At 71.4% G+C, this 26,023-nt stretch carries 23 protein-coding genes; 10 read left to right on the top strand and 13 right to left on the bottom strand.

Features of this window, described 5'->3' with window-relative positions; all coding sequences use genetic code 11:
* Nucleotides 1–45: 45 nt before the first annotated feature.
* Entirely contained in the window at nt 46–627 is a 582-nt protein-coding gene (locus tag ABZV77_RS31510; protein WP_356264138.1) for a YceI family protein, read from the top strand.
* 29 nt (nt 628–656) lie between these two features.
* On the opposite strand, the gene ABZV77_RS31505 is transcribed toward ABZV77_RS31510, so the two are convergent.
* Nucleotides 657–1,421: a crotonase/enoyl-CoA hydratase family protein gene (locus tag ABZV77_RS31505; protein ID WP_356264135.1), complete on the bottom strand. Its 765-nt coding sequence runs from the start codon at nt 1,419–1,421 to the stop codon at nt 657–659.
* A 145-nt stretch (nt 1,422–1,566) separates the two neighbouring features.
* Nucleotides 1,567–4,707: an excinuclease ABC subunit UvrA gene (gene uvrA / locus ABZV77_RS31500; RefSeq protein WP_356264132.1), complete on the bottom strand. Its 3,141-nt coding sequence runs from the start codon at nt 4,705–4,707 to the stop codon at nt 1,567–1,569.
* A gap of 230 nt (nt 4,708–4,937) precedes the next feature.
* Between uvrA and ABZV77_RS31495 the strand changes: the two genes are divergently transcribed.
* Complete coding sequence (locus ABZV77_RS31495) at nt 4,938–5,621, top strand: maleylpyruvate isomerase family mycothiol-dependent enzyme (protein WP_356264129.1); 684 nt, start codon at nt 4,938–4,940, stop codon at nt 5,619–5,621.
* Nucleotides 5,622–5,631: 10 nt separating this feature from the next.
* A complete protein-coding gene (locus ABZV77_RS31490; protein ID WP_356264126.1) occupies nt 5,632–6,288 on the top strand; it encodes an MBL fold metallo-hydrolase in 657 nt (218 codons plus the stop codon).
* A 28-nt stretch (nt 6,289–6,316) separates the two neighbouring features.
* Here ABZV77_RS31490 and aroQ read toward each other — a convergent pair whose 3' ends face one another.
* Entirely contained in the window at nt 6,317–6,784 is a 468-nt protein-coding gene (aroQ, locus tag ABZV77_RS31485) for a type II 3-dehydroquinate dehydratase (protein ID WP_356264123.1), read from the bottom strand.
* Nucleotides 6,785–6,891: 107 nt separating this feature from the next.
* Between aroQ and ABZV77_RS31480 the strand changes: the two genes are divergently transcribed.
* Nucleotides 6,892–8,184: an MFS transporter gene (locus ABZV77_RS31480; protein WP_356264120.1), complete on the top strand. Its 1,293-nt coding sequence runs from the start codon at nt 6,892–6,894 to the stop codon at nt 8,182–8,184.
* On the opposite strand, the gene ABZV77_RS31475 is transcribed toward ABZV77_RS31480, so the two are convergent.
* The 6 genes from ABZV77_RS31475 to ABZV77_RS31450 form a co-directional block, all read right to left on the bottom strand.
* Nucleotides 8,174–9,274 carry an ionic transporter y4hA gene (locus ABZV77_RS31475; protein ID WP_356264117.1) on the bottom strand — a complete coding sequence of 367 codons (1,101 nt, stop codon included), beginning with the start codon at nt 9,272–9,274 and terminating at the stop codon, nt 8,174–8,176. The two genes, ABZV77_RS31480 and ABZV77_RS31475, sit on opposite strands and share 11 nt — an antisense overlap.
* Before the next feature lie 88 nt (nt 9,275–9,362).
* A complete protein-coding gene (locus tag ABZV77_RS31470) occupies nt 9,363–10,370 on the bottom strand; it encodes a TerC family protein (protein ID WP_356264115.1) in 1,008 nt (335 codons plus the stop codon).
* Nucleotides 10,371–10,621: 251 nt separating this feature from the next.
* Complete coding sequence (locus tag ABZV77_RS31465) at nt 10,622–12,571, bottom strand: TerD family protein (protein ID WP_356264112.1); 1,950 nt, start codon at nt 12,569–12,571, stop codon at nt 10,622–10,624.
* A 124-nt stretch (nt 12,572–12,695) separates the two neighbouring features.
* Nucleotides 12,696–13,274, bottom strand: a complete 579-nt coding sequence (locus ABZV77_RS31460) for a TerD family protein (RefSeq protein WP_356264109.1) — start codon at nt 13,272–13,274, stop codon at nt 12,696–12,698.
* 176 nt (nt 13,275–13,450) lie between these two features.
* Complete coding sequence (gene uvrB, locus ABZV77_RS31455; RefSeq protein WP_356264106.1) at nt 13,451–15,604, bottom strand: excinuclease ABC subunit UvrB; 2,154 nt, start codon at nt 15,602–15,604, stop codon at nt 13,451–13,453.
* A gap of 77 nt (nt 15,605–15,681) precedes the next feature.
* The gene (locus ABZV77_RS31450) at nt 15,682–16,566 is read right to left on the bottom strand and encodes an MHYT domain-containing protein (RefSeq protein ID WP_356264103.1); all 885 of its coding nucleotides are present in this window, start codon (nt 16,564–16,566) and stop codon (nt 15,682–15,684) included.
* Between the two features lie 275 nt (nt 16,567–16,841).
* On the opposite strand from ABZV77_RS31450, the gene ABZV77_RS31445 reads away from it, so the two are divergent.
* The 3 genes from ABZV77_RS31445 to ABZV77_RS31435 are packed head-to-tail and all read left to right on the top strand — an operon-like array spanning nt 16,842 to nt 19,647.
* The gene (locus tag ABZV77_RS31445) at nt 16,842–17,729 is read left to right on the top strand and encodes a glycerophosphodiester phosphodiesterase family protein (RefSeq protein WP_356264100.1); all 888 of its coding nucleotides are present in this window, start codon (nt 16,842–16,844) and stop codon (nt 17,727–17,729) included.
* 40 nt (nt 17,730–17,769) lie between these two features.
* A complete protein-coding gene (locus ABZV77_RS31440) occupies nt 17,770–18,324 on the top strand; it encodes a methylated-DNA--[protein]-cysteine S-methyltransferase (protein ID WP_356264097.1) in 555 nt (184 codons plus the stop codon).
* 60 nt (nt 18,325–18,384) lie between these two features.
* Complete coding sequence (locus tag ABZV77_RS31435; RefSeq protein ID WP_356264094.1) at nt 18,385–19,647, top strand: MFS transporter; 1,263 nt, start codon at nt 18,385–18,387, stop codon at nt 19,645–19,647.
* Between the two features lie 31 nt (nt 19,648–19,678).
* On the opposite strand, the gene ABZV77_RS31430 is transcribed toward ABZV77_RS31435, so the two are convergent.
* A complete protein-coding gene (locus ABZV77_RS31430) occupies nt 19,679–20,044 on the bottom strand; it encodes a cupin domain-containing protein (protein ID WP_356264091.1) in 366 nt (121 codons plus the stop codon).
* A gap of 108 nt (nt 20,045–20,152) precedes the next feature.
* Here ABZV77_RS31430 and ABZV77_RS31425 point away from each other — a divergent pair, with 108 nt between their 5' ends.
* Nucleotides 20,153–21,058 (top strand): pseudouridine-5'-phosphate glycosidase, encoded by a 906-nt coding sequence (locus ABZV77_RS31425; RefSeq protein ID WP_356264088.1) that lies wholly within the window; start codon nt 20,153–20,155, stop codon nt 21,056–21,058.
* Nucleotides 21,059–21,105: 47 nt separating this feature from the next.
* Nucleotides 21,106–22,032 carry a sugar kinase gene (locus ABZV77_RS31420; protein WP_356264518.1) on the top strand — a complete coding sequence of 309 codons (927 nt, stop codon included), beginning with the start codon at nt 21,106–21,108 and terminating at the stop codon, nt 22,030–22,032.
* A 669-nt stretch (nt 22,033–22,701) separates the two neighbouring features.
* Here the strand turns inward: ABZV77_RS31420 and ABZV77_RS31415 are convergent.
* Nucleotides 22,702–23,550, bottom strand: coding sequence for a methyltransferase domain-containing protein (locus ABZV77_RS31415; protein WP_356264085.1), 849 nt, complete (start codon nt 23,548–23,550; stop codon nt 22,702–22,704).
* Nucleotides 23,551–23,696: 146 nt separating this feature from the next.
* Here ABZV77_RS31415 and ABZV77_RS31410 point away from each other — a divergent pair, with 146 nt between their 5' ends.
* Entirely contained in the window at nt 23,697–24,842 is a 1,146-nt protein-coding gene (locus tag ABZV77_RS31410) for a magnesium and cobalt transport protein CorA (RefSeq protein WP_356264082.1), read from the top strand.
* A gap of 9 nt (nt 24,843–24,851) precedes the next feature.
* Here the strand turns inward: ABZV77_RS31410 and ABZV77_RS31405 are convergent, their stop codons facing one another.
* Nucleotides 24,852–25,271, bottom strand: a complete 420-nt coding sequence (locus tag ABZV77_RS31405; RefSeq protein WP_356264079.1) for a CBS domain-containing protein — start codon at nt 25,269–25,271, stop codon at nt 24,852–24,854.
* A gap of 116 nt (nt 25,272–25,387) precedes the next feature.
* Entirely contained in the window at nt 25,388–26,020 is a 633-nt protein-coding gene (locus tag ABZV77_RS31400; RefSeq protein WP_356264076.1) for a uridine kinase, read from the bottom strand.
* Between the last annotated feature and the right edge of the window lie 3 nt (nt 26,021–26,023).

Genomic DNA, 26,023 nt, shown 5'->3' with positions numbered 1-26,023 from the left:
CGGCTCGGCCTCCCTCCGGGCCGGGCAGCGCCGCAAGGTGGGCTCATGACTCTTGAATCCACCGACACGTCCCGCTCCTCCGCACCCGCGCTGCCACTGGCCGCCGGGGTCTGGGAGATCGAGCCTTTCCACTCCGCCGTCAACTTCTCCATCCGCCACCTCGGCATCTCCAAGGTGCGCGGCCGTTTCACCGATGTGCAGGCCGAGCTGGTGGTGGGTGAGCGGGCCGAGGACTCCTCGGTGACGGCCACCATCGCGCTCGCGTCGATCGACACGGGCAACAAGGACCGGGACGGGCACGTGCTCTCCTCGGAACTGCTCGACGTCGAGAAGCGGCCCACGATGGCGTTCCGTTCGGCTCGGATCGCGGGCGCGGACGAGGAGTGGAGCATGGAGGGCGCGCTGACGATCGGCGAGGTGACCAGGCCGGTGACGCTGGCCGTGGAGTTCGGGGGCGTCGAGATCTTCCCCGGTCAGGAGCGCAGGCACGCGGGGTTCGAGGCGACGGGCGAGATCCGCCGCAGCGAGTTCGGGCTCGACTTCGCCCCGGGGCTGCTCGGCGAGGTCGTGAAGATCCAGCTGGACATGCAGTTCCTGGAGCCTGCGGAGGCTGCCGCGAAGCGGTGAGCACCCGGCCGGGGTTATGACACAGGCTCTCAGCGGCCGTTGAACGCCCCGTGCCGCCCCACCCCCGCGGCGAAGCGCGCCGCCCCCTGAGCCGCCTCGGCCAGGGAGTGCAGGCCATGGGCCAGCTCACCCGCCATCGCTTCCTCTTCGGACCGGCCGCCCTGTTCGAGTACGGAGAGCCGGTCGCGCCGCATACAGGTCTGCGGGAACGCGGCGATCTCGGCGGCGAGCCGCTCGGCCGCGGCGCGCGAGGTGCCCGGGGGCACAGTCCGGTTGACCAGACCCATGCCGAGCGCCTCCGCGGCGCCGACGGGGCGGCCGGTCAGGATCAGGTCCAGGGCGCGGCCCTCGCCGATCAGCCGGGGCAGCCGCACCGTCCCGCCGTCGATGAGCGGTACGCCCCAGCGTCTGCAGAACACCCCGAGGACGGCGTCCTCGTCGGCGACGCGCAGATCGCACCAGAGTGCGAGTTCGAGGCCGCCCGCGACGGCGTGGCCGGAGATCGCCGCGATCACCGGCTTCGACAGGCGCATCCGGGTGGGGCCCATGGGGCCGTCCCCGTCCTCGGTCACTTTGTTGCCGTCCGGGGTGCCGATGGCCTTGAGGTCGGCGCCCGCGCAGAAGGTACCGCCCTCGCCCCACAGCACGGCGACGGCGGCGTCCGGGTCTGCGTCGAAGGCGCGGAAGGCGTCGGCTAGGGCGCGGGCGGTGGGCCCGTCGACGGCATTTCGCGCGGTGGGGCGGGACAGCACGATGGTGGTGATGGGGCCTGCGCGTTCGCTGCGTACGGGCATGGGGCAAGCCGACCACGGGAACGGGGCGCCGGACAAGGTGTGTTCGGGCCCCCGCTCCCCCGTACGCGCGAAGCGCCCCGCCCCTGGTGAGGGGCGGGGCGCTCCGTCCGGGGACCCCGGTCGGGTCCCCGGTGCGCGGCGGCGGTCAGGCCTTGCGGGCCCGCGTCGTCTTCTTCGCGACGGCCTTCTTGGAGGCGGCCGTCTTGGCGGCGGCAGCCTTCTTCGTGGCGGTCGGCTTCTCCGTGACCGCCGTCTTCTTGGCGGCGGTCCCCGTCCTGGCGGTGGCCGTCTTCTTCGTGGCCGTGGCGCTCGCCGCCACCACCTTCTTGGCGGCGGCCTTCTTCGCGGGAGCCTTCTTGGCGGGTGCCTTGTTCGCGGCCGCCTTCTTCGCGGTGGCCTTCTTGGCGGCGCCACGCCCCTGTGAGGGCAGCGCGTCGCTGATCCGGTCGGCCGAGATGATGTCCCGCAGGAACTTGCCGGTGTGGCTGGCCGGTACCCCCGCGACCTCCTCGGGCGTGCCTTCGGCGACGACCCAACCGCCGCCGTTGCCTCCCTCGGGGCCCATGTCGACGACCCAGTCCGCGGTCTTGATCACGTCGAGGTTGTGCTCGATGACGATGACCGTGTTGCCCTTGTCGACCAGGCCGGAGAGGACCGTGATCAGCTTGCTGATGTCCTCGAAGTGCAGACCGGTGGTCGGCTCGTCGAGGACGTACACGGTCCGGCCCGTCGACCGCTTCTGGAGCTCGGAGGCCAGCTTCACGCGCTGGGCCTCGCCTCCGGAGAGCGTGGGCGCCGACTGACCGAGGCGCACGTACCCGAGGCCGACGTCGTTGAGCGTCTTCAGGTGACGGGCGATGGCGGGCACGGCCTCGAAGAAGGCGAGCCCCTCCTCGATCGGCATGTCGAGGACCTCGGCGATGGACTTGCCCTTGTAGTGCACGTCCAGCGTCTCGCGGTTGTAGCGCGCGCCGTGGCAGACCTCGCACGGCACGTACACATCCGGGAGGAAGTTCATCTCGATCTTGATCGTGCCGTCGCCGGAGCAGTTCTCGCAGCGACCGCCCTTGACGTTGAAGGAGAAGCGCCCGGGGAGGTAACCCCGCACCTTCGCCTCCGTGGTCTCCGCGAAGAGCTTGCGGACGTGGTCGAAGACTCCGGTGTACGTCGCCGGGTTCGACCGCGGGGTGCGGCCGATGGGCGACTGGTCGACGTGCACGACCTTGTCGACCAGCTCGTCGCCGTCCACGCGCGTGTGGCGGCCGGGGACGGACCGGGCGCCGTTCAGCTCGCGGGCCAGGTGCGTGTACAGGATGTCGTTCACGAGCGTCGACTTGCCGGAGCCCGAGACGCCCGTGACCGCGGTGAGGACGCCGAGCGGGAAGGAGACGTCGATGTCCTGGAGGTTGTTCTCGCGGGCGCCGTGCACCGTGAGCTGCCGGGACGGGTCGGCCGGGCGGCGCAGGTCAGGGATCGGGATGGCCCGCTTGCCCGACAGATACTGCCCGGTGATCGACTTGTCGTTGGCGAGCAGCTCCTTCATGGAGCCGCTGTGCACGACCTTGCCGCCGTGCTCGCCCGCGCCGGGGCCGATGTCGACGACCCAGTCGGCGACCTTGATGGTGTCCTCGTCGTGCTCGACGACGATGAGCGTGTTGCCCATGTCGCGCAGGCGGACGAGGGTCTCGATCAGGCGGTGGTTGTCGCGCTGGTGGAGGCCGATGGACGGCTCGTCCAGGACGTACAGCACGCCGACCAGGCCGGAGCCGATCTGGGTGGCCAGGCGGATGCGCTGGGCCTCGCCTCCGGAGAGGGTGCCCGCGGCGCGGTTCAGCGAGAGGTAGTCCAGGCCGACGTCGACCAGGAACCTCAGCCGTTCGTTGACCTCCTTGAGGACCCGCTCGGCGATCTTCTTGTCGCGGGCGCCCAGCTTCAGCTCCGCGAGGAAGTCCGCGCAGTCGCTGATGGACATCGCGGAGACCTCGGCGATGGACTTCCCCATGACCGAGACGGCCAGGACGATCGGCTTGAGGCGGGTGCCCTCACAGGTGGGGCAGGGCACCTCGCGCATGTACCCCTCGAAGCGCTCGCGGCTCGCGTCGCTCTCGGCTTCGCTGTGGCGGCGCTTGACGAAGGGCACGGCACCTTCGAAGGCGGTGGTGTAGACCCTCTCCCGCCCGTACCGATTGCGGTAGCGGACTTCGATCTGGGTCTTGTGGCCGTTGAGGAGGGCCTTCTTGGCGCGCTGCGGGAGCCCGGCCCAGGGCATGTCCGTGGAGAAGCCGAGGGCGTCGGCGAGGGCGCCGACGAGCCGGCCGAAGTACTCCTTGGTGTGGCCGTGCGACCAGGGGTGGATGGCGCCCTCGTCGAGCGACTTGTCCTCGTCCGGGACGATCAGCTCGGGGTCGACCTCCATGCGCGTGCCGATGCCGGTGCAGTCCGGGCAGGCGCCGAAGGGCGAGTTGAAGGAGAAGGAGCGGGGCTCCAGCTCCTCGAAGGACAGGTCGTCGTACGGGCAGTAGAGGTGCTCCGAGTACATCCGCTCGCGCTCGGGGTCGTCCTCGGGGAGGTCGACGAAGTCGAGCACGACCATGCCGCCGGAGAGGCCGAGGGCGGTCTCCACGGAGTCGGTGAGGCGGCGCTTGGCGGAGTCCTTCACCGTGAGGCGGTCGACGACCACCTCGATGGTGTGCTTCTCCTGCTTCTTGAGCGTGGGCGGCTCGGAGAGCTGGATCGTCTCGCCGTCGACCCGCGCGCGGGAGTACCCCTTCGTCTGGAGGTCGGCGAAGAGGTCGACGAACTCGCCCTTGCGCTCGCGGACCAGCGGCGACAGGACCTGGAAACGGCTGCCCTCGGGCAGTTCGAGGACCTTGTCGACGATGGCCTGCGGCGACTGCCGGGAGATCGGGCGGCCGCACTCGGGACAGTGCGGCTTGCCGATGCGCGCGAAGAGCAGGCGCAGGTAGTCGTATACCTCGGTGATGGTGCCGACCGTCGAGCGCGGGTTGCGCGAGGTCGACTTCTGGTCGATGGAGACCGCGGGCGAGAGGCCCTCGATGAAGTCGACGTCGGGCTTGTCCATCTGGCCCAGGAACTGTCGGGCGTACGAGGACAGCGACTCGACGTACCGCCGCTGGCCCTCGGCGAAGATCGTGTCGAACGCGAGCGAGGACTTGCCCGACCCGGAGAGTCCGGTGAACACGATGAGGGAGTCACGCGGGAGGTCGAGCGAGACGTTCTTGAGATTGTGCTCGCGCGCGCCACGGACGATGAGACGGTCGGCCACGCCGGTCCGCACCTTTCTTGAGAGAAGAGACAGGGGGCAGAACCCCCGTCGTTCACAGACTAGGGCGAGCCACTGACAACGCCGGGCTGCTTCCCTGGTTCCACGTACACAACAAACCCGGACCTTCAAGAATGCCCGATGCCGTCCTCGACCATATAGCACGTGTATTCGATTTGAGGGCGGGTTCGGAGCCCTTCACCCGAACGTGTCGCACAGCTATCGTCGACCGCATGATTGATCATGTGCGCGACCTGGCGTCTGTACGTGACGCGACCGACCGGCTGCTCAGTGCAGCGGCAAAACTGAACAACGATTCGACTGCCGAGCCGTCACGGCTTCCCGGCTGGAGCCGCGGCCACGTCCTGGCCCACATCGCGCGGAACGCGGACGCGCTGGTGAACGTCCTCGCCGGACGCCCGATGTACGAGAGCGCGCAGGCGCGCGACGGGGACATCGACCGGGATGCGCCGCGGCCGCTGGACGCACAGCTGGAGGACGTGCGCGAGAGCGGGGCCCGCTTCCTGGCCGAGGGCGAGCGGCCCGCCGACTGGTCCCGCACGGTGGAGCTGCGCAACGGCGTCACCGACTCCGCGTCGCGGGTGCCCTTCCGGCGCTGGGGCGAGGTGGAGCTGCACCATGTCGACCTCGGCATCGGGTACGACCTGGAGGATCTGCCCGAGGAATTCGCGCAGCGGGAGATCGCGTTCCTGACGGCACGCTTCTCAGGGAACCACGATCTCGCGCCCGTCCTGCTCAAGGACGGCACGCACGCGTGGAGCACCGGCCGGGAGGGCCGCCCCGAGATCACTGTCTCCGGGACCGCGCCCGAGCTGCTCGGCTGGCTGGCGGGCCGCCGCGACGGCTCCGCGCTCACGGCCGAAGGGGGCCTCCTGCCGTCCCTGCCCCCGCTATAGGCTGACGCACATGACGTACAGCGGAGCGGTGAAGGTCGGCGGGCCCGCGGATGTGCACGAGCTGCCGGACCTGATGATTTCGAAGGTCGCGGTCGGGCCGATGGACAACAACGCCTACCTGTTGCGCTGCCGGGCCACCGGCGAGCAGCTGCTGATCGACGCGGCGAACGACTCCGGGACGCTGCTGACGCTGATCGGTGACGACGGCATCGCGTCCGTCGTCACCACGCATCAGCACGGCGACCACTGGCAGGCCCTGGCCGCCGTCGTCGGGGCCACCCGGGCGCGGACGTACGCGGGCCGCGAGGACGCCACCGGCATCCCCGTCCCGACGGACGTCCTGGTGGACGACGGCGACACGGTCACGGTCGGCCGCGTCACGCTGACCGCGCGGCACCTGGTGGGTCACACCCCGGGTTCGATCGCGCTGGTCTACGACGACCCGCACGGCCACCCGCACGTGTTCACCGGCGACTGCCTCTTCCCGGGCGGCGTCGGCAACACGTGGAAGGACCCGAAGGCCTTCGCGAGCCTCATCGACGACGTCGAGACGAAGATCTTCGGGACGCTGCCGGACGAGACGTGGGTCTACCCCGGCCACGGCGGCGACACGACGCTCGGCGCCGAGCGGCCGCAGCTCGCCGACTGGCGCGCGCGGGGCTGGTGAGGCAGAACCGGTGACCTAGGGGTATGCGTTACGCCTGGCCGACGGCGATCAGCGCCGCCACCCGCTCCACCGCGAACGCGTACCCCTGCACACCGCATCCCGCGATGACACCGTCGGCACGCTGCGAAACGTAGCTGTGGTGCCGGAACGCCTCGCGCTGGTGGATGTTGGAGATGTGCACCTCCAACACCGGCATCCCGTCACAGGTGTTGAGCGCGTCCAGGATCGCGACGGACGTGTGGGAGTAGGCCGCCGGGTTGATGACGATGCCCGCGTGGTGCTCGCGCGCCTCGTGGATCCAGTCGACCAACTCGCCCTCGTGGTTGCTCTGTCGCAGATCCACGGTCCCGCCGTGCGCGGCCGCCGCCTTGGCGCACAGGGCCTCGACGTCGGCGAGGGTGTCCGTGCCGTAGATCTCGGGCTGGCGGCGACCGAGGAGGTTCAGGTTCGGGCCGTTCAGGATCATGATCGGGGCGGTGGCGAGGCTGCGCGTCATAGGGGAGGTCTATCACGCCTCCCTTGAGCGGGAGCACCCCAATCCGGATACCCTGACGGGGCAGTCGCCATGCGTTACCGGTAGTCACTTTGGGTAGTTGACGCGGCATGCACCGAACTGCGCCACCCTCACTGCCGCGGCTCGCGGCCGCCTCGCTCGCCGGGACCGCCATCGAGTTCTACGACTTCTTCATCTACGGGACGGCGGCGGCACTGGTCCTGGGTCCGCTGTTCTTCCCCACGTTCTCGCCGCTCGCCGGGACCCTCGCCGCCTTCGCGACCTTCGGAGTGGGCTTCGTCGCGCGTCCGCTGGGATCCGTCCTCTTCGGGCACATCGGTGACCGGCACGGGCGGCGGCCCGTGCTCATCGCGTCGCTGCTCCTCACCGGGGTCGCCACGGTCGCCGTCGGCTGCGTACCGACGTACGGATCGATCGGGATCGCCGCTCCCGTGTTGCTTCTCGTGCTGCGTTTCCTGCAGGGGCTGGGGCTCGGGGGCGAGTGGGGCGGTGCCGTGCTGCTGACGGCGGAGCATGCGCCTGCCGAGCGGCGCGGGCTGTGGGCGAGCTTCCCGCAGATCGGTCCCTCGGTCGGGTTCCTGCTGGCCAACGGCATCATGCTGACCCTGTCCGCCACGCTCACCGAGGCGCAGTTCGCGGCCTGGGGATGGCGTGTGCCGTTCTGGGTCGCGGGGCTGCTCGTGGCGGCGGGCCTCGCGCTGCGCAGCTCGCTCGCCGAGAGCCCGGACTTCCTGGAGCTGCGCGAGCACGCGCGCGTGCCGCTCGCCGAGGTGGTGCGCGGGCACTGGCGGCTGGTCCTCCTGACGGCGGGCGCGCTCGCGGTCGGGTACGCGGTGTTCTACGCCGTGACGACCTGGTCGCTCTCGTACGGAGTGGAGCGGCTCGGCGTGAGCCGCACGGTCATGCTGGCCTGCATCATGGCGGCGGTGGTGGTGAAGGGCGCCCTGACGCCGGTGGTCGCGGTGCTCGGCGACCGTTACGGGCGGCGGCCGCTGTGTCTGCTCGGGTGCGCCGCAACGGCCCTGTGGATGTTCCCGATGATCGCGCTGCTCGCGACCGGGGAGCCGCTGCTGATGTTCACCGGGTTCCTGGTGGCGCTGCTCGCGTTCATCACGATGTTCGCGGTGATCGGCGCGTATCTGCCGGAGCTGTACGAGCCCCGGATGCGCTGCACGGGCGCCGCGGTCGGCTACAACCTCGGCGGGGTGGTCGGCGGCGCCCTCACCCCGATCGTGGCGACGGCGGCGGCGCAGGGGGACGGGACGCCGTGGGGCGTGGCCGCCTATCTGACGGGCATCGCGCTGCTGAGCCTCGGGTGCTTCGCACTGCTGCCGGAGACCCGGCCGGTCACGGTCCCCGATCCGGCCGCCGCTACGGGGTGACCGCGAGCTCCAGGAACGCCGCGAACAGCACCAGATGGACCCCGCCCTGCAGCGGCGTGGCGCGTCCCGGCACGACCGTGAGCGTGCCGACGATCACGGTGAGCGCGAGCAGGACCATATGGGTGGAGCTCAGCCCCAGCACGAGCGGTCCCGACAGCCACACGGACGCGATGGCGACGGCCGGGATGGTCAGCCCGATGCTGGCCATCGCCGAGCCGAGGGCGAGGTTGAGGCTGGTCTGCACGCGGTCGCGGCGGGCGGCGCGCATGGCCGCGATGGTTTCCGGGAGCAGCACGAGCAGCGCGATGATCACGCCGACGACGGCGTGCGGCATGCCCGCGCTCTCCACACCCGACTCGATCGTCGGGGACACGCCCTTGGCCAGGCCGACCACGCCGATCAGCGCGAGCCCGAGCAGCCCCAGGCTGAGCATCGCCTCTTTGGCGGAGGGGCCCTCGGCGTGGCTGTCGGTGTCGATGACCTCGCCCTGTTTGGTGAGGGGCAGGAAGTAGTCGCGGTGCCGCACGGTCTGGGTGGTCACGAAGATGCCGTAGAGGACGATCGAGGCGATCGCGGCGAAGGTCAGCTGGCCCGTGGAGAACTCGGGGCCCTGCTTGGTGGTGGTGAACGTCGGCAGGACCAGGCAGAGCGTGGCCAGTGTCGCGACGGTGGCGAGGGCGGCGCCGGTGCCCTCGGGGTTGAAGACGGCGACGCGGTGGCGGAGGGCGCCCACCAGGAGGCAGAGGCCGACGATGCCGTTGCAGGTGATCATCACGGCGGCGAAGACGGTGTCCCGCGCGAGGGTGGAACTCTTGTCGCCGCCATCGGCCATGAGGGTGACGATCAGCGCCACTTCGATGATCGTCACCGCGACCGCGAGGACGAGTGAGCCGAAGGGTTCGCCGACGCGGTGCGCGATCACCTCGGCGTGGTGGACGGCGGCGAGCACCGCCCCCGCGAGGATCAGCGTCACCACGGCGACCAGCACGCCGGGCAGGTCCCGCCCCCAGGTGAGGGCGAGGAGAACGATCGCGAGGACCGGCACCACGGCCGTCCACTGCATGCTGAGCGCCCGGAGCCGAGTGACCATGACTCGATGCTGCCCCGGGCGCTCTGGTGCCGCTACTCGGTGGCTCCCGCCCCCGTGAGGGGGCGGGAGCGGTGCCGTCAGGCCTCGATCAGGCCTCGATGCTGTCCTTGCGGGCGTCGTCGGTGCCGCCCTCGGTCTCGGCCGCCGCCTGCTGCTCCTGCTTCTTGGAGGCGATGAGGCTGGTGATCGTGGTGATCACCAGGACGCCGCAGATGACGCCGAGCGAGACCGGGATGGAGATCTCGGGGACGTGCACCCCGTTCTCGTGCAGGGCGTGCAGCACGAGCTTCACACCGATGAAGCCGAGGATCACCGACAGGCCGTAGCTGAGGTGGACCAGCTTCCTGAGCAGTCCGCCGATCAGGAAGTACAGCTGGCGCAGGCCCATCAGGGCGAACGCGTTGGCGGTGAAGACGATGTACGGGTCCTGGGTGAGGCCGAAGATCGCCGGGATGGAGTCCATCGCGAAGAGCACGTCGGTGGTGCCGATGGCGAGCATGACGACCATGAGGGGCGTCATGATCTTCTTGCCGTTCTTCCTGATGAACAGCTTCGTGCCCTCGTACCGGTCCGAGACGCCGAACTTCTTCTCGATGGACTTCAGGAGGCGGTTCTCCTCCCAGTCCTCTTCCTCGTCGTCGGCACGGGCCTCCTGGATGAGCTTCCAGGCGGTGTAGATCAGGAACGCGCCGAAGATGTAGAAGACCCACGAGAAGTTGGCGATGACCGCGGCGCCGGCGGCGATGAAGATCGCTCGCAGGACCAGGGCGATCAGCACGCCGAACAGCAGCACTCGCTGCTGCAGGTGGGACGGGACCGAGAACTTCGCCATGATCAGGATGAAGACGAAGAGGTTGTCCACGGAGAGGGACTTCTCGGTGATGAAGCCCGCGAAGAACTCGCCGGACGCCTGGCTCTCGCCCGCGAACAGCAGGCCCAGGCCGAAGAGTGCGGCGAGGACGATCCAGACGATCGTCCAGATTCCGGCTTCCTTGATCGACACGTCATGGGGCTTCCGCCCGATGAAGAAGTCGACCGCGATCAGGGCACACAGACCGAGAACGGTCGTCACCCACAGGGTCAATGAAACGTCCACTGCGCCTCCGGCGTCGTACGGCTACTGATCAGCGTCGTCGCTGCCGGAGGTCTCTTCCACCCGAGGCGGTTGCCGCCATGAGTCGGGCCGACGCCCCGGGACCGATGGCGGTCCGTATTGACGGGTACGTCGCAGCCGGGAGTACTCCCCTCCGCAGGTAGAAGCGTACGCGAAATACCAAGCATTGGTAAAGGAGACGGCAAACAAGAGCCAAAAGCCCTGGTCAGGGCGGTGCGAAAGTCGCTTTAACGTCAGCGTCCGCCGTTGCGCCGGGCCGTGGCGACCTGGCCGAGGACCTGCCGCAGGATCTGGCTGCCCGGCGGGAACACCGGCGGGTCGTACGTCCACGTGTGCCCGACCCAGGGGTCGGCGAGGTGGTCGTCGGGCACCGGCGTCAGCCGCAGGAGGGCGCGCCACAGGGGGTCGAGCAGCGGCCCGTACTCCGCGGCGTCCTCGCGGTCGGCGACCATCATGAGGTGGACGCCGACGGCTGGGCCCTCGTCCGCGAGGTAACGCAGCCGGGTCACGGCGCGGTCGTCGAAGCCGTGCGGGAAGTCGTTGACGATCAGGAGCTGCTCGGCGATGTCCAGGTCCGGGGGCAGCGCGTCGGCGGCGCCGCCGCGGACGGCCATCTGGACCAGGTCCACGCGCTGGGTGAGCCTGCCGAGGACCTCCTCGACGCCTGCCGCCCCGGTGGCCGGGGGCCCGGCGAGCACACCGGCCGTCACGAGCGGCGCCAGCGCGGGCGCGGCCGAGCCCGCCGCGTCGATGACGTGCACCTGGAACTCGCCCGCCGGATAGGCCGCGAGGAGCCGGGCCGCGTGCGCGACCGCGGTGTCCATGGCCAGCCTGCGCAGCTCGGCGGAGTCCGTGAAGGAGTTGGTGAGCGCCTTGCCGCTGTCGATCCACAGGCCTCGCTCAAGGGGCAGCCTGACCAGCATCGGGATCCGCAGGTCGACGCGCTCGGGCAGGTGGAGGTCGCCGAGGCGCAGGGCCATGGGGATCTCCATCGGCGCGCGGTAGGCGTGCCAGGCGGGGCTGCTCCACGATGCGTACGACGGGGGCAGGGCGGGCTCGACGACGTCGGCCTCGGCAGCGAGCTGGGCCAGGTCGCGGTCGAGGGCGGCCCTGGCCTGGCCGACGAGGTCGGCGTGCTTGGCGCGGGCGGTCTCGCGGGCGGCGTCGCCCGCGCCGCCGATGCGGCTGCGCGGGTCGGAGAGGACCTTGTCGAGCTCCTGCTCCATCCGGGAGTCGGCGAAGTCCACGGCGCTGCGGTACGCCGCCGTGGTGCGGGCCAGGTCCTCGAACATGCCCCACACCTGGTTGTAGAGCCGCTCCTCCATGGACCAGCCGGTGGCGTCGCCCGCGACGGGCTGGGCGGGCTCTCCCGGCCGGGCCGTGGGCACGGTGGGCGGGGGCGGCGGGGGCGCGGTCGTCTGGCGTCCGGGGTGGGAGTAGTTGACGGGGCCGCCGCTCGGCTGGTCGGCGGGGGCGACCGGGGTGTCGTCGCCCGGCTGTCGCGCGGGGCGGGCCTGCGCGGGCGCGGGGTGGCCCTCGGGCGTCGAGGTCCGGTGGGCGTCCTGCCCCTGGGAGGCGGTGCGCACCCTGCTGCCGTCGGCGGGGCGGGGCGGCGGCGCCACGGAGCGGGCCAGGCCCTGGGCCACCGCGTCGTTGATCGCGGCGGCGAGCTCGCGGGCCTGGGGCAGCCCCTGGTCGGTGAGCATCTCGGCGAGGCCGCCCGCGTACCCCTGACCGACTGCACGGACCTTCCAGGCGCCCTGGCGGCGGTAGAGCTCCAGGGCGACGACGGCGGACTCGGCGTCCAGATCGGTGATGGTGTAGCTGGCGATCTCGGTGCCGTCGAGTCCGGTGACCGCGACGAAGGGGGCGGCGAGGGACCGGAAACTGGCCGGGCCCTCGACGCCGACGGGCAGCGCGAGCAGGAGGCTGACCCGGTGGACGGTGTCCTGGAGGGCGCCGAGGTCCACGGCGAGGCGGTGGTCGGCGGCCGCCTGCTTGGAGACCTCGAGGCCCGGGAGGGTGGGCGAGCCGGGGTGGGCCACCCACTCCACGCCGGGGACCCTGCCCCGGTCGTCGCCGAGCGTGGCGCCCGCCACGACCGGCCGGCCTGCCGACACGCGGATCTCCAGGCGGGTCCCGGGAAGCGGGTGGTTCTGCCCCCGCACCAGCTCGGCCGTCATCGCGTTCGTTCCCCCTCGTACGTACGGATGGTGCTTGTGGTGCTTGTGGTGCTTTTCGTGCTCGTGCTGCTTGGAGTGCTCGCCCTACTTGCAGCGCTCGTGCTGCTTGGAGTGCTCGCGGTGCTTAGAGGTGCGGCAGGATCGACGGCATCAGGTCCTGGAAGGTGCGGCCGTTGGCCGGGTTGCCGATGGCCGTCATCTGCCAGCCCGCGCCCGCCCGGTGGACCTTCGCCATGATCTGCGCGGTGTACTGGCCGCCGCCGTCGAGGGTGTAGCGCGCGAGCTCCTGGCCGTTGGTCTCGTCGACCAGACGGCAGAACGCGTTCTGCACCTCCTGGAAGGTCTGGCCGGTGAACGAGTTCACCGTGAAGACGATCTGGTCGATGTGGACGGGGATCCGCTGGAGGTCGACGAGGATCGCCTCGTCGTCCCCGCCCTGGCCGACACCGCCCACCAGGTTGTCGCCGGTGTGCCGCACGGAGCCGTCGTCGCTGACCAGGTGGCGGAAGAACACGACGTCCACCGGCTGCTTGTCCGCGAACAGCACCGCCGAGGCGTCCAGATCGACCTCACGGGTCCGCGAGCCGAACAGGCCACGGCGCGGGGCCGCCTGCCACCCGAGTCCCATGCGCACCGCGGTCAGGGCGCCCCCGTCGTCCTTCTGCAGGCTGATGGCCTGACCCTTGGTCATGTTGACCGTCACGCGCTGTCCCCTCTCGAACTGCCTGGGCAACCGCCTCTTGCGGTTGCCCAGCACCCTATGCACTCCGACCTGCGGAGCAGCACTCCGGGCCGCACTTTGTGGCGGTCTTGCAACAGACCGGGCAGTACGCCGTTCCTCGGGCCCCAGGCGTGTTTCCCGGCCCCGTCGTCACGGCCTCAGGCCTGGCCCGCCTCCCGCATCTGCCGCAGTTCCTTCTTCATCTCCGACACCTCGTCACGCAGCCGGGCGGCGATCTCGAACTGCAGGTCGGCGGCGGCCGCGCGCATGCGCTCTGTCATCTCGTCGATCTGCTCGGCCAGTTCGGCCGCGGGGCGGTCGGTCGGGACGGTCTCCGCGCCCTTCTTTCCCTTGCCCTTGCCCTTGGCGGGTGCCGCCGCCTTGGCCGCCTTGCCCGCCTCGCCGCCGAGCGAGGGCACCGGGGCCTTCGCGGCCTTCGACTTGCGGTAGTCGGAGCCGAGGAGCTGCTCGGTGTCGACCTCCTCGCGGGCGATCTGCGACACGATGTCGTTGATCTTCTTGCGGAGGGGCTGCGGGTCGATGCCCCTCTCCTTGTTGTACGCGATCTGCTTCTCGCGGCGGCGGTTGGTCTCCTCGATGGCCTTCTCCATCGCCGGGGTGATCTTGTCGGCGTACATATGGACCTGACCCGACACGTTGCGCGCCGCGCGGCCGATGGTCTGGATCAGGGAGGTGCCGGAGCGCAGGAAGCCCTCCTTGTCGGCGTCGAGGATCGCCACGAGGGAGACCTCGGGCAGGTCGAGCCCTTCGCGGAGGAGGTTGATGCCGACCAGGACGTCGTACTCACCGGCTCGCAGTTCGCGCAGGAGCTCCACGCGGCGCAGGGTGTCGACGTCGCTGTGCAGATAGCGGACCTGGATGCCGAGCTCCAAGAAGTAGTCCGTGAGGTCCTCGGCCATCTTCTTGGTGAGCGTGGTGACCAGGACGCGCTCGTCCTTCTCGGTGCGCGTGCGGATCTCGTGCACGAGGTCGTCGATCTGGCCCTCGGTGGGCTTGACGACGACCTCGGGGTCGACGAGGCCGGTGGGGCGGATGATCTGCTCTACGAAGCCGTCGCCGCGCGAGAGCTCGTACTTCCCCGGGGTCGCCGAGAGGTAGACCGTCTGACCGATGCGGCCGAGGAACTCCTCCCACTTCAAGGGGCGGTTGTCCAGCGCGGAGGGCAGCCGGAAGCCGTGGTCGACCAGGGTGCGCTTGCGGGAGGCATCGCCCTCGTACATCGCGCCGATCTGGGGGACCGTGACGTGCGACTCGTCGAGGACCAGGAGGAAGTCCTCCGGGAAGTAGTCGAGGAGGGTGTTGGGGGCGGTGCCGCGCTCGCGGTCGTCGAAGTGCATCGAGTAGTTCTCGACGCCGGAGCAGGAGCCGATCTGGCGGAGCATCTCCAAGTCGTACGTCGTGCGCATGCGCAGGCGCTGGGCCTCCAGCATCTTGCCCTGCTTCTCCAGCTCGGCAAGGCGCTCGGTGAGCTCCTTCTCGATGCCGGTGACGGCCTTCTCCAGGCGCTCGGGACCCGCTACGTAGTGCGAGGCCGGGAAGACGTACAGGTGGTCGTCGTCGCTGATGACCTCGCCGGTGAGCGGGTGCAGGGTGGAGAGCGCCTCGATCTCGTCACCGAACATCTCGATGCGGACGGCCAGCTCCTCATAGACCGGGAAGATCTCGATGGTGTCGCCGCGGACGCGGAAGGTGCCGCGGGTGAACGCCAGGTCGTTGCGCGTGTACTGGATGTCGACGAAGCGGCGCAGGAGCTGGTCGCGGTCGATCTCCGCGCCGACCTTCAGGGGCACCATGCGGTCCACGTACTCCTGCGGGGTGCCGAGGCCGTAGATGCAGGAGACGGAGGCGACCACGATCACGTCACGGCGGGTCAGCAGCGAGTTCGTGGCGGAGTGGCGCAGGCGCTCCACCTCCTCGTTGATCGAGGAGTCCTTCTCGATGTAGGTGTCCGACTGCGGAACGTACGCCTCCGGCTGGTAGTAGTCGTAGTACGAGACGAAGTACTCGACGGCGTTGTTCGGCAGGAGCTCGCGGAACTCGTTCGCCAGCTGGGCGGCCAGTGTCTTGTTCGGCGCCATCACGAGGGTGGGGCGCTGGAGCTTCTCGATCATCCATGCGGTGGTGGCCGACTTGCCGGTGCCGGTCGCGCCGAGCAGGACGACATCCTTCTCACCTGCACGGATGCGCCGCTCAAGGTCGGCGATGGCTGCCGGCTGGTCGCCGCTGGGCTGGTACGGACTGACGACCTCGAAAGGTGCCACCGTGCGTTCGATCTTGGATACGGGCCGCATGGAATCCACCGTACGACCCCGCACTGACAACCGGGCCGGACCGGCCGTTCAGCGGCTCACCGGCGCCGGGCGCCCGCTCACCAGTTCTGCGGGGTGCGGGAGCCGGGGCGGGTGCGGGAGCGGGGCCGGGTCCTGCGGCGGGCGGCGGGCACGTGGCGGTCGCCGGAGCGCGGGACGGGGTAGGACTGCCGGGCGCGGTTGCCGTTCGCGGGGTTCCTGACGTCCGCCTGGCCGCCCATCACCATGAGCGGGTCGAACATCACGATGACGCCCGCGAGGAGCAGGAAGGCGAGCGGCCCGATCATCATGGGCGCGAGGATCTCGGCGGGCGAGTCACCGGGCGGCGCGGCGCCCGAGCCGTGCAGATGGACGCTGAGCCCCGCCATCCCCATGTAGTGCATGCCGCTCACGGCCAGGCCCATGACAAGGCTCGCGCCGAGGCTCCACAGGATTCCTCTGACCTGCCCGGCCGCCCAGAGCGCGGCGGTCGCGGCGACCATGGCGATCACCACGGACGCGGCGACGGTCAGCGTGTTGTACTCCAGCGTCCCGCGCAGACGCATACCGGCCATTCCCAGGTAGTGCATCGTGGCCACGCCGAGCCCGGTGATCGTCCCGCCGGTGAAGAGGGCGGTGCCCGTCGCGCCGCGGTAGCCGACGATGAAAATGCCGATGCCGACCATGACGATGGCGACGGCGAGGCTCGCGAAGGTCAGTGGCTTGTCGTAGTGGATGGGGGCTTCCTCCACCGTGAAGCCCATCATCGCCACGAAGTGCATGGTCCAGATGCCGGAGCCGATCGCGGCCGAGCCGAGTGCGAGCCAGCCGGGCCGCCAGGAGTGCGCGAGGAGGAGCGATCTGGTGGTGCAGCGCAGTCCGAGCGCTCCTCCCAGACAGGCCATGAGGTAGGCCACTACCGGTGTGACGACTCCGTAGCTGAACCCGTCGACCGTGCCCTGCATGCGCGGAAGCCCTTCCTCCTGTTGTGCCCGAATGCCCGGAAAACGTCCCATGCACCCCCTGCCGGCGACCATCTGAAAGGCCGTCGGCTGAGGCAGAGAGTAAAGCTCGCCCCGGAACCTACGAACGATTTTCCGGCAAAGAATCGCCATCTCCACGCGCGGGGTCCTCGTCGGTGATGACTCCGTTCAACCTGTGGCCATCCTGCACCTGTCTCCCGTTGGCCGTGGACTGTCACTTTGGAGCAGTCCGCGATCACACGACGCGAGGAGTACCCGTGTACGCACGTGCTGCCGCCACCACCGCTGCCCTTCTGGGAGCCGGTGCACTCGTCCTCCCCACCGCCACCGCCACCGCGCAGACCCCGGCGCCGAGCACCCAGCACGACCGCCCGCTGGTCGTCGCCCACCGCGGCGCCTCGGCCTACGCTCCGGAGAATACGTTCGCAGCCATCGACAAGGCCCGTGACATGGGGTTCCGCTGGGTGGAGAACGACGTCCAGCGCACCAAGGACGGCGAGCTGGTGATCGTGCACGACGACACCCTGAAGCGCACGACGAACGTCGAGGAGGTCTACCCCGACCGTGCCCCGTGGAAGGTCGCGGACTTCACGGCGGCGGAGATAGCGAAGCTCGACGCGGGCAGCTGGTTCAGCCCGAAGTACGCAGGCCAGCGCGTGCCGACCCTGAAGCAGTACATGCGCAGGGTGTCGCACAACCACCAGAAGCTGGTCTTCGAGTTCAAGAAGCCCGAGCTGTACCCGGGCATCGAGAAGCAGGGCCTGCGGATCCTGCGCAACGAGGGCTGGCTCGACAAGCACCACGTGCAGAGCAAGCTGGTCATCCAGAGCTTCAGTGCGGACAGTGTGAAGACGGTGCACAAGCTGCGCCCCGACGTGAAGACCGGCTTCCTCGGCACCCCCTCGGTCGCCGACCTGCCCGAGTACGCGCGGTTCGCCGACCAGATCAACTCGACGCACACGTCTATCTCGGCCGCCTACGTCTCCGCGATCCACGCCCTGAAGGGCCCGCACGGCAAGCCGCTGGAGATCTTCACGTGGACCGTCAACGACGCCCCGAGCGCCAAGCGGGCGGCGGGATTCGGCGTGAACGGAATCATCACGAACACGCCTGACGTCGTGCGCAAGGCGCTGCGCGAGGACTGACGGACCCGCGTTGTCAGTGGGCGGTCGTACGGTGGTCGACATGAACGCCATGGCGCAGGACCAGCGTGCGGCCGTATGGGCCGTCGTCGACAGCGACATCGGTCCACTGCTGCTCGTCGCGACCGGCGAGGGCCTGGTCACCGTGGGCTTCCATGCCACGGAGGCGGTGCGCGACAAGACCCTGGAGCGGCTCGGCGCCCGCCTCGGCGCCGAGCCGGTCCACGCACCGGACTCGCCCCTGCTCGCCGAGGCGATAGGCCAGCTCCGTGAGTACTTCGCGGGCGAGCGGCACGACTTCGAGCTGGCGCTCGACTGGTCCCTGATCACCGGCTTCAACCGCCGGGTGCTGCGCGAGCTCGCCTCCGGCGTGCCGTACGGCGCAGTGGTGGGCTATGGAGACCTCGCCCGGCGCGTCGGCCAACCCGGTGCGGCCCAGGCCGTGGGCCTGGCGATGGGCGCCAACCCCCTGCCGGTCGTGGTGCCGTGCCACCGCGTGGTGGAGAGCGACGGCGGAATCGGCGGCTTCGGGGGCGGCCTGGAGACCAAGCGGCAGCTGCTCGCCCTGGAAGGGGTGCTCCCCCAGCCACTGTTCTGACAGAACCCTGTCCGACTGTTCGCTGTTTCGGCCGTACGAACGTCCTGACACACTGCGTCAGTGACTTCGACCGTGGACGCCCCTGACATACCCGGCCCGGAGGCGCTGCCCGCGCTGCGTCGCCGCACCAACGCGGTACTGATCGCCAGTCAGATCCTGGGCGGCCTCGGGGTGCCGATCGGCATCGCCCTGGCTCCGATGCTGGCCACCGACGTGAGCGGGACGGAGGCGCTGTCCGGCCTCGCGCCGACGGCCTCCGTGGCGGGCACGGCCCTCCTTTCGCTGCCGCTGGCCGCGCTGATGAACTCGCGCGGACGGCGTGCCGGGCTCGTCATGGCGTATGTGATCGGCGCGCTGGGCGCGGGGATCGTCGTGCTCGCCTCGGTCGTCGAGAGCTTCGCCCTGCTGCTGCTCGGCATGGCGGCCTTCGGCGCGGGCTCGCTGGCGACCCTGCAGGCCCGGTTCGCCGCGGCCGACCTCGCGGAGCCCGACCGGCGCGGGCGTGCCATCTCCCACGTCATCTGGGCCACGACCATCGGCTCCGTGCTCGGCCCGAACATCTCCGCGCCCACGAGCCGGATCTTCACCGACACCGCCATCCCCAAGGAGGCCGGTCCCTTCCTCTTCGCCGCCGGGATCTTCGCGGTGGCCGCCCTGGTGGTGGCGGTGCTGCTGCGGCCCGATCCGCTGCTCACGGCCCGCGCCCTGGCACCGCAGGAGAGCGGGACCGCGCAGAGCCGCTCACTGAAGGCAGGCATCGCGGCGGTGGCCGCATCGCCGATGGCACGCCTCGCCCTGGTGACGGTGGCCGCCTCGCACACCGTGATGGTCTCGATCATGGTGATGACCCCGGTCGACCTGGGGCATCACGGCGCGGACCTGCAGCTGGTCGGGCTGGTCATCAGCGGCCACATCGCGGGCATGTACGCGTTCTCGCCGGTGATGGGCTGGCTCGCGGACCGGTTCGGCAGGCTCTCCGTGATCGGGCTCGCGGTGGGGCTGCTGTGCTGCGCCGCGCTGCTGGCGGGCACGGCGGGGCCCAGCCACGGCCAGACCGCCGCGGGGCTCTTCCTGCTGGGCCTCGGCTGGTCCGCGGGCCTGGTCTCCGGTTCGGCGCTGCTCACCGACTCGGTGCCGCAGCCCGCACGGGCGGCCGTGCAGGGCCTTTCGGACCTCACGATGAACGCGGCGGCGGGCATCGGCGGCGCCGCCGCGGGGCTGATCGTCGCGCGGGCGAGTTACGGCTGGCTCAACCTGGTCGGCGTCTGCGTGCTGCTGCCGATGGCCGCGCTCGCCGTCCGCCGGTCACTCAAGAAGGCGTGAGAGAACGTGTGAGAGAAGGTGTGCGGCGCGGTCACGGGAGCGTGATGTGGTACGCCTTGCGGAGCGTCTCGTGCACGGTCCAGGTGGTGCGGTCGCCCTCGCGCAGCACGGCGGCGTCGCCAGGGCCGACCTCCAGGGTGTCGCCGCCCTCGACCTCGACGGTGGCGCGGCCGCTGACGACCACGAAGAGCTCATTGGCCTCGGTGTCGGTGACCACGCCGGGCGTGATCTGCCAGATGCCGCGCAGCTGCTTGCCGTCGGCGGACTCCCACAGCACCTTGCCGGTCACCACCGGGGCTCCGGAGACGATCTGTGCCGGGTCGAGCGGCTCGACCTCCAGCTCAACATCCGGAATGTGCACGGCAAAAGACGAAACAGTCTGATCATTCGTGGTCATGGCCGGTCACCCTAGCCCGGGGCCGGGCGGCCCCCCGGCGGCGGGGGTTTGCCGGAACGCGCCGCCCGCCAGGGATGAGGGGAGACCCGACAGGCAGGAGGCAGGCCCGTGCTGGTGGTGTCCGAAGAGGTGCGGTCGGCGGTCGCGGAGCAACGACCCGTGGTGGCCCTGGAGTCCACGATCATCGCGCACGGCCTGCCACGGCCGCGCAACCTCCAGGTGGCCGAGGAGCTCGAAGCGGTCGTACGGGACGAGGGTGCCGTCCCCGCGACGATCGCCGTACTGGACGGCGTCCCGCGGGTCGGCCTGACCAAGGACCAGCTGCAGCGCGTCGCGCACGACGACGGCATCCGCAAGCTCGGCCACCGCGACCTGCCCCTCGCCGTCGCGACGGCCGCGAGCGGCGCCACGACGGTGTCGGCCACGGCGCTGCTCGCCGCCCGCGCGGGCGTGCGGGTGTTCGCCACGGGCGGGCTCGGCGGGGTGCACCGGCAGTGGACGCAGGCGCAGGACGAGTCGGCCGACCTGGGGCTGCTCGCCCGCACCAGGATCGCGGTGGTGTGCGCGGGCGTGAAGTCGATCCTGGACGTCGGTGCGACCCTGGAGCGGCTTGAGACGCTGGGCGTCGCCGTGGCGGGGTACGGGACCGACCGCTTCCCCGGCTTCTACCTCGCCGACTCCGGGCATCCGGTGGACTGGACGCTGCACACGCCCGACGAGGTCGCCGAGGTGATACGGGCCCAGGACGCACTCGGCGGCCCGGACGCGGCGCTGATCGTGGCCAATCCGGTGCCGCGTGCCGAGCAGCTCGATCCGGCACTCCACGCGCGCGTGCTCGCCGAAGCGCTGGCGGCCTGCGAGGAGCGGGGCATCACGGGGCAGGCGATCACGCCGTTCCTGCTCGGGGAACTGGTGCGGCGCACCGGGGGCGCGTCACTGGAGGCCAATCTCGCGGCGGTCCGCGGCAATGTGCGGCTCGCGGGGCGGATCGCGACGGCCTGGGCCGGGCGTTGAACGGACGGGCGCCCGACGGACCGGTCGCCGACGAGCCCGGCACGGGCCTGCCGCCGCGTACGGCTCCCAACGCCCTGCTGGTCGTCGGGGACGTCGTCACCGACATCGTCGCCAGGCACCGGACCGCGCTCTCGCCGGGCACCGACACCGCCGCGGCCATCCGCACCGTGCCGGGCGGCGCGGGCGCCAACGTGGCCTGCTGGGCCGCGCATCGGGGCAGCCCCGATGTCCGGCTCATCGGCCGGGTCGGCGCCGACTCCGCGGCGTGGCACGAGGCGGCCCTCACGCGCGCGGGGGTGCGGCCCCGGCTCGTCGTCGATGCCGGGGCGCCGACGGGGACGGTGATCTGCCTGGTGGACGAGGGCGCCGCCGCGGAGCGGACGTTCCTCACGGACAGCGGCGCCGCGCTGCGGCTCTCCCCCGCCGACTGGTCGCCCAGGGACCTCGACGGCGTGGCCCTGCTGCACCTCTCCGGCTATCTGTTCTTCGCCGAGCCGAGTCGGGCGGCCGCCCGCGCGGCGCTGGCGGCGGCCGCCGCGCGCGGGGTGCCGGTGAGCGTGGATCCCGCGTCGGCGGGGTTCCTCGCGGAGTCGGGGGCAGAGCGGTTCCTGTCGGCGGTGGACGGGGTGGCCGTGCTGCTGCCGAGCCGGGACGAGGCGGAGCTGCTCACCGGCCTGCCCGACCCGGCGGACGCGGCGTCGAAGCTGAGCCACCGCTTCCCGGCCGTGGTGGTCAAGCTGGGCGCGGAGGGCGCGCTGGTGGCCCAGGACGGCCAGGTCCTTGGCCGGGTCCCGGCGCCACCCGCGCGCGCGAAGGACTCGACGGGCGCGGGCGACGCGTTCACCGGCGCGTTCCTCGCCGCGCGGCTGGCCGGGGCGGGGCTGCGCGAGGCGGCGGCGGAGGGGTGCGTCGCGGGAGCCCGGGCGGTCGAGCTCATCGGCGGCAGACCACCGGACCCGGGGCCGGTGACGTAAGCCCCCCTGCGCCCGGGGCCGGGCTCACGAAGTGACGACCACGCGGGAGCGTCACTCCGCTGGGGCCCAGGGCCGGGGGCCGGGAGCCGAGGCCCGGGGCCGGGGGCCGGGAGCCGAGGCCCGGGGCCGGGGGCCGGGGGCCGAGGCCCGGGAGCCGGGAGCCGGAGCCCGGAGCCAAGAGCCGAGGCCCGGGGCCAAGAGCCGGAGCCCGGGGGCCGAGGACCGGAGCCCGGGGGCCGGAGGCCGGGGGCCGAAGCCCGGGGGCCGGAGGCCGGGGGCCGAAGCCCGGGGGCCGGGAGCCGGGGGCCGGGGCCGAGAGCCGGAGCCCGGGGGCCGAGAGCCGGGGCCCGGGGCCGAGAGCCGGAGCCCGGGGCCGAGAGCCGGAGCCCGGGGGCCGGGGGACGAGAACCGGAGCCCGAGGCCCGGGGCCAAGAGCCGGAGCCCGGAGCCAAGAGCCGGAGCCCGGGGCCAAGAGCCGGAGCCCGGGGACCGAGGGCCGGAGCCCGGGGACCGAGGGCCGGAGCCCGGGGGCCGAGGGCCGGGGGACGAGAACCGGAGCCCGGAGCCCGGAGCCCGGGGGCCGAGGGCCGGGGACCGGGGGGGCCGAGCGGCCGAGGGCCGGGGCATGAGGGACCGCACCGCGCCCCCGTATGCCTCCCCCCTCAGCCGCTACGCCTTCTTCCCCCACGCCGAGATCAGCGGCGCCGTCGCCAGGTCCAGGGTGCCCGACGCGGCGTTCGCCAGGTGGTGGTCGATGTCCTCGGGCGTGGCCAGGCCCGCGGCGGTCAGCTCCGGGCGCAGTTGTTGGAGCGTCGCCGTCTCCAGGGCCGCACTGGCCGGGGAGGAGAGCGGGAAGTACACGTCGGACGCGACCTGGCGCAGGCCCGCGTCGCGCAGCAGCCGGGGCAGCCTGCGCCCGTACGCGAGGTCGGCGCCCCGCTCCGTGAGCAGCGCGCGCACCCCGTGGCGCAGCCGGTTCGCCGCCTCCTGGGCGGGGCCGTGCTCGTCGGGGCAGGCCAGCGGCTGCAGCGCGGGGTCAAGCTCCTCGACGAGCAGCCTGCCGCCGGGCCGCAGCGCCCTGAGCATCGACGCCAGGGCCCGCTCCCGGTCGGACACGTCCGCCAGGACGAGCCGCGCGTGCACGAGGTCGAAGCCCCCGACCGGCGGCGGGTCGGCCGCGATGTCGTGGACCCGTACTTCGAGGGGCGAGCGTGCGGCGCGGGTCTGCCACGACGTGTCGATGTCGGTCGCCAGGACCCGTCCGGTGGGGCCGACCCGCTTGGCGAGCCACGAGATCACGGAGGTGCCGCCCGCCCCGACCTCCCAGCAGCGCCAGCCGGGACCGATGCCGAGGCGTTCGACATGCCCGAAGGTCGTGGGGTCGAAGAGGGCGGCGAAGGCGTCGGCGCACGACCGCGCCCCGGGCTGCCGGGCGTCGGAGAGCTGACGGTGGTCGGAGAGCTGACGGGGTCCTGGGTACTGCCGGGGGTCGAGGAGATGACCGTCGATTCGCGTCATGCGGAGATCATCCCAGTTGTCCCGCTTGCTCCCGGGAGGCAGAACCGGGCAATCCGGAACGGAGTTCTCCGTTCCCCCAGGCCTTGGCGAGCTGCCGGAACGTACTGGCAGACTGGCACGCCAAATCGTCGGTGCGAGGAGCCCACATGTCGATGGCAGGCAATCTGCGCAAGGTCGGAAGCCTGCGCAAGGTCGGCGGCCTGCGCGGGGTCGGCGGCCTCCGGAAGGTCGCGCGGCTGGCCCGCCGCGGCGGCCGTGTCGACCTGAGCCACCCGTCCCGCTCCCCGCTGGGCTCCTCGGTGGTGAACTGCGTGACGTATCGCGAAGGCGTGCGCCAGCCGCCGGACCGCGATCTGGTCGATTCGGTGGAGCGCATCCGCAAGACCGGTGACGGCTTCGTCTGGCTGGGGCTGCACGAGCCGACGGAGGCGGAGTTCGCCGACATCGCCGAGCTCTTCGGCCTGCACCCCCTCGCCGTGGAGGACGCGGTGCACGCGCACCAGCGCCCGAAGGTCGAGCGGTACGACCAGACGCTGTTCGCCGTCTTCAAGACCGTCTGCTACGTGGAACACACCGAACTGACCGCGACCAGCGAGGTGGTGGACACCGGCGAGATCATGGTCTTCGTCGGCCGGGACTTCGTCATCACGGTCAGGCACGGCAGGCACGGCTCGCTCGGCCCGATGCGCGAGGAGCTCGAAGCGGCGCCCGACCAGCTCGCCCAGGGCCCGGCCGCGGTCCTGCACGCCCTCGCGGACCACGTGGTGGACGACTATCTCGCGGCGACCGACGCCGTGCAGTCGGACATCGACCAGGTCGAGACGGACGTGTTCGCCCCGGACGGCGCGCGGGCCGACCCCGGCCGGATCTATCAGCTCAAGCGCGAACTGCTCGAACTGAAGCGGGCGGTGGTGCCGCTGGGCCGTCCGCTCCAGGTGCTCGCCACCCAGCCGATGCGCGTCATCGCCCCGGAGATACAGGCCTATTTCCGGGACGTCGACGACCACTTGAAGCGTGCCACCGAACAGATCGCCGCCTTCGACGAGTTGCTGAACTCGATCCTCCAGGCGCACCTGGCCCAGGTGACGGTCGCGCAGAACGAGGACATGCGGAAGATCACCGCTTGGGCCGCGGTCATCGCGGTGCCGACGATGGTCTGCGGGATGTACGGCATGAACTTCGACCACATGCCCGAACTGCACTGGCGGTTCGGCTATCCGCTCGTCATGTCGTTGATCGCGGCGGCCTGTGTGACGCTGTACCGCGGCTTCCGGCGGAACGGCTGGCTCTGAGGAGCAGGGTCAGCTCCTGGCGTACACGCTCTCGACCCAGCCCGCGAGCTGGTCGTCGTCGAGGTGGGTGGCCAGGTCGGCCTCGCTGATCATGCCGACGAGCCGCTTGTTCTCGATCACCGGCAGCCGACGGATCTGGTGGCCCTGCATCTCCCGCAGGACCTCGTCGACATCGGCGCCCGAGTCGATCCAGCGCGGCGTGCCCTTGGCCATGTCGCCCGCGGTGATCCGGGACGGGTCGTGTCCCATGGCCACACAGCCGACGACGATGTCGCGGTCGGTGAGGATGCCGCAGAGCCGTTCGTTCTCGTCGCTGATGGGCAGCGCGCCCACGTCGAGTTCGCGCATCAGCTGGGCGGCGCGGTCCAGGGTCTCGTGCTTGGGGATCCACTGGGCACCCCGGTGCATGATGTCTCCGGCGGTGGTCATCACTACCTCCCGTGGCCGGGCAGTGTCCGGCGCGGCGCGGAGGCGCGGCTGGTCCCGGCGCTCCTCATTCTCGCGGCGGGCCCGTCGGCACGCATCCGGAGCCTGTCGAGGCCCGGTCACCCGCTCCACGCCGGATGCCGCGGGTCGTCCGCCCGCACCACCACGTCGGCCGCGGCGGCGGGGTCGGCCTCCGTCTCGTACCGTTCGAAAGCGGGCAGCGTCCACCGTTCGCCCTCCGGCGTGCGCCGCGCAAGGGCACCCGGCGAGAGCCGCACGTGCAGGGTCAGGTCGAACGGGAACCAGTGGCCGAGGAGCAGCGGCCCGTGCAGCAACAGCAGCCCGCCGGGCGGCAGTTGCACGTACGGACTGCGGGTCGCGCGGTCGGCCGCCGGGTCCCACAGGTCGGGCAGGACCCGCCCCGTGCCGCCGGGGTCGAGCGGCCCGAAGACCTCCCGCCACAGCGCGCCGGTGTCGAACCACCCGCTGTAGTAAGCCTCCACGTCCTCGTGGCCGTACTCGAACCGCAGCGACGCAGGCCGCAGAAAGCCCTCCGTGCCGACCACGAGGGCGCTCCGCCCTCGCAGCCGCAGCGCGTCGGCCACCCGGCGCGCCAGCTCACCGGTACCCCCGGCCGGTGCTCCGTCCACGGCGATGCGCGGCCAGGCGCCCCCGTCGGCCGTCTTCAGGTCGAGCAGGCGGTCGGCGAGGGTGTCGGCCAGGCGTTCCCAGGTGATCGGTTCGAGTCGCACGGG

Source organism: Streptomyces sp. NPDC004732 (assembly GCF_040609235.1).
Lineage (GTDB): Bacteria > Actinomycetota > Actinomycetes > Streptomycetales > Streptomycetaceae > Streptomyces.
This window is presented reverse-complemented; position numbering and strand designations above follow the sequence as displayed.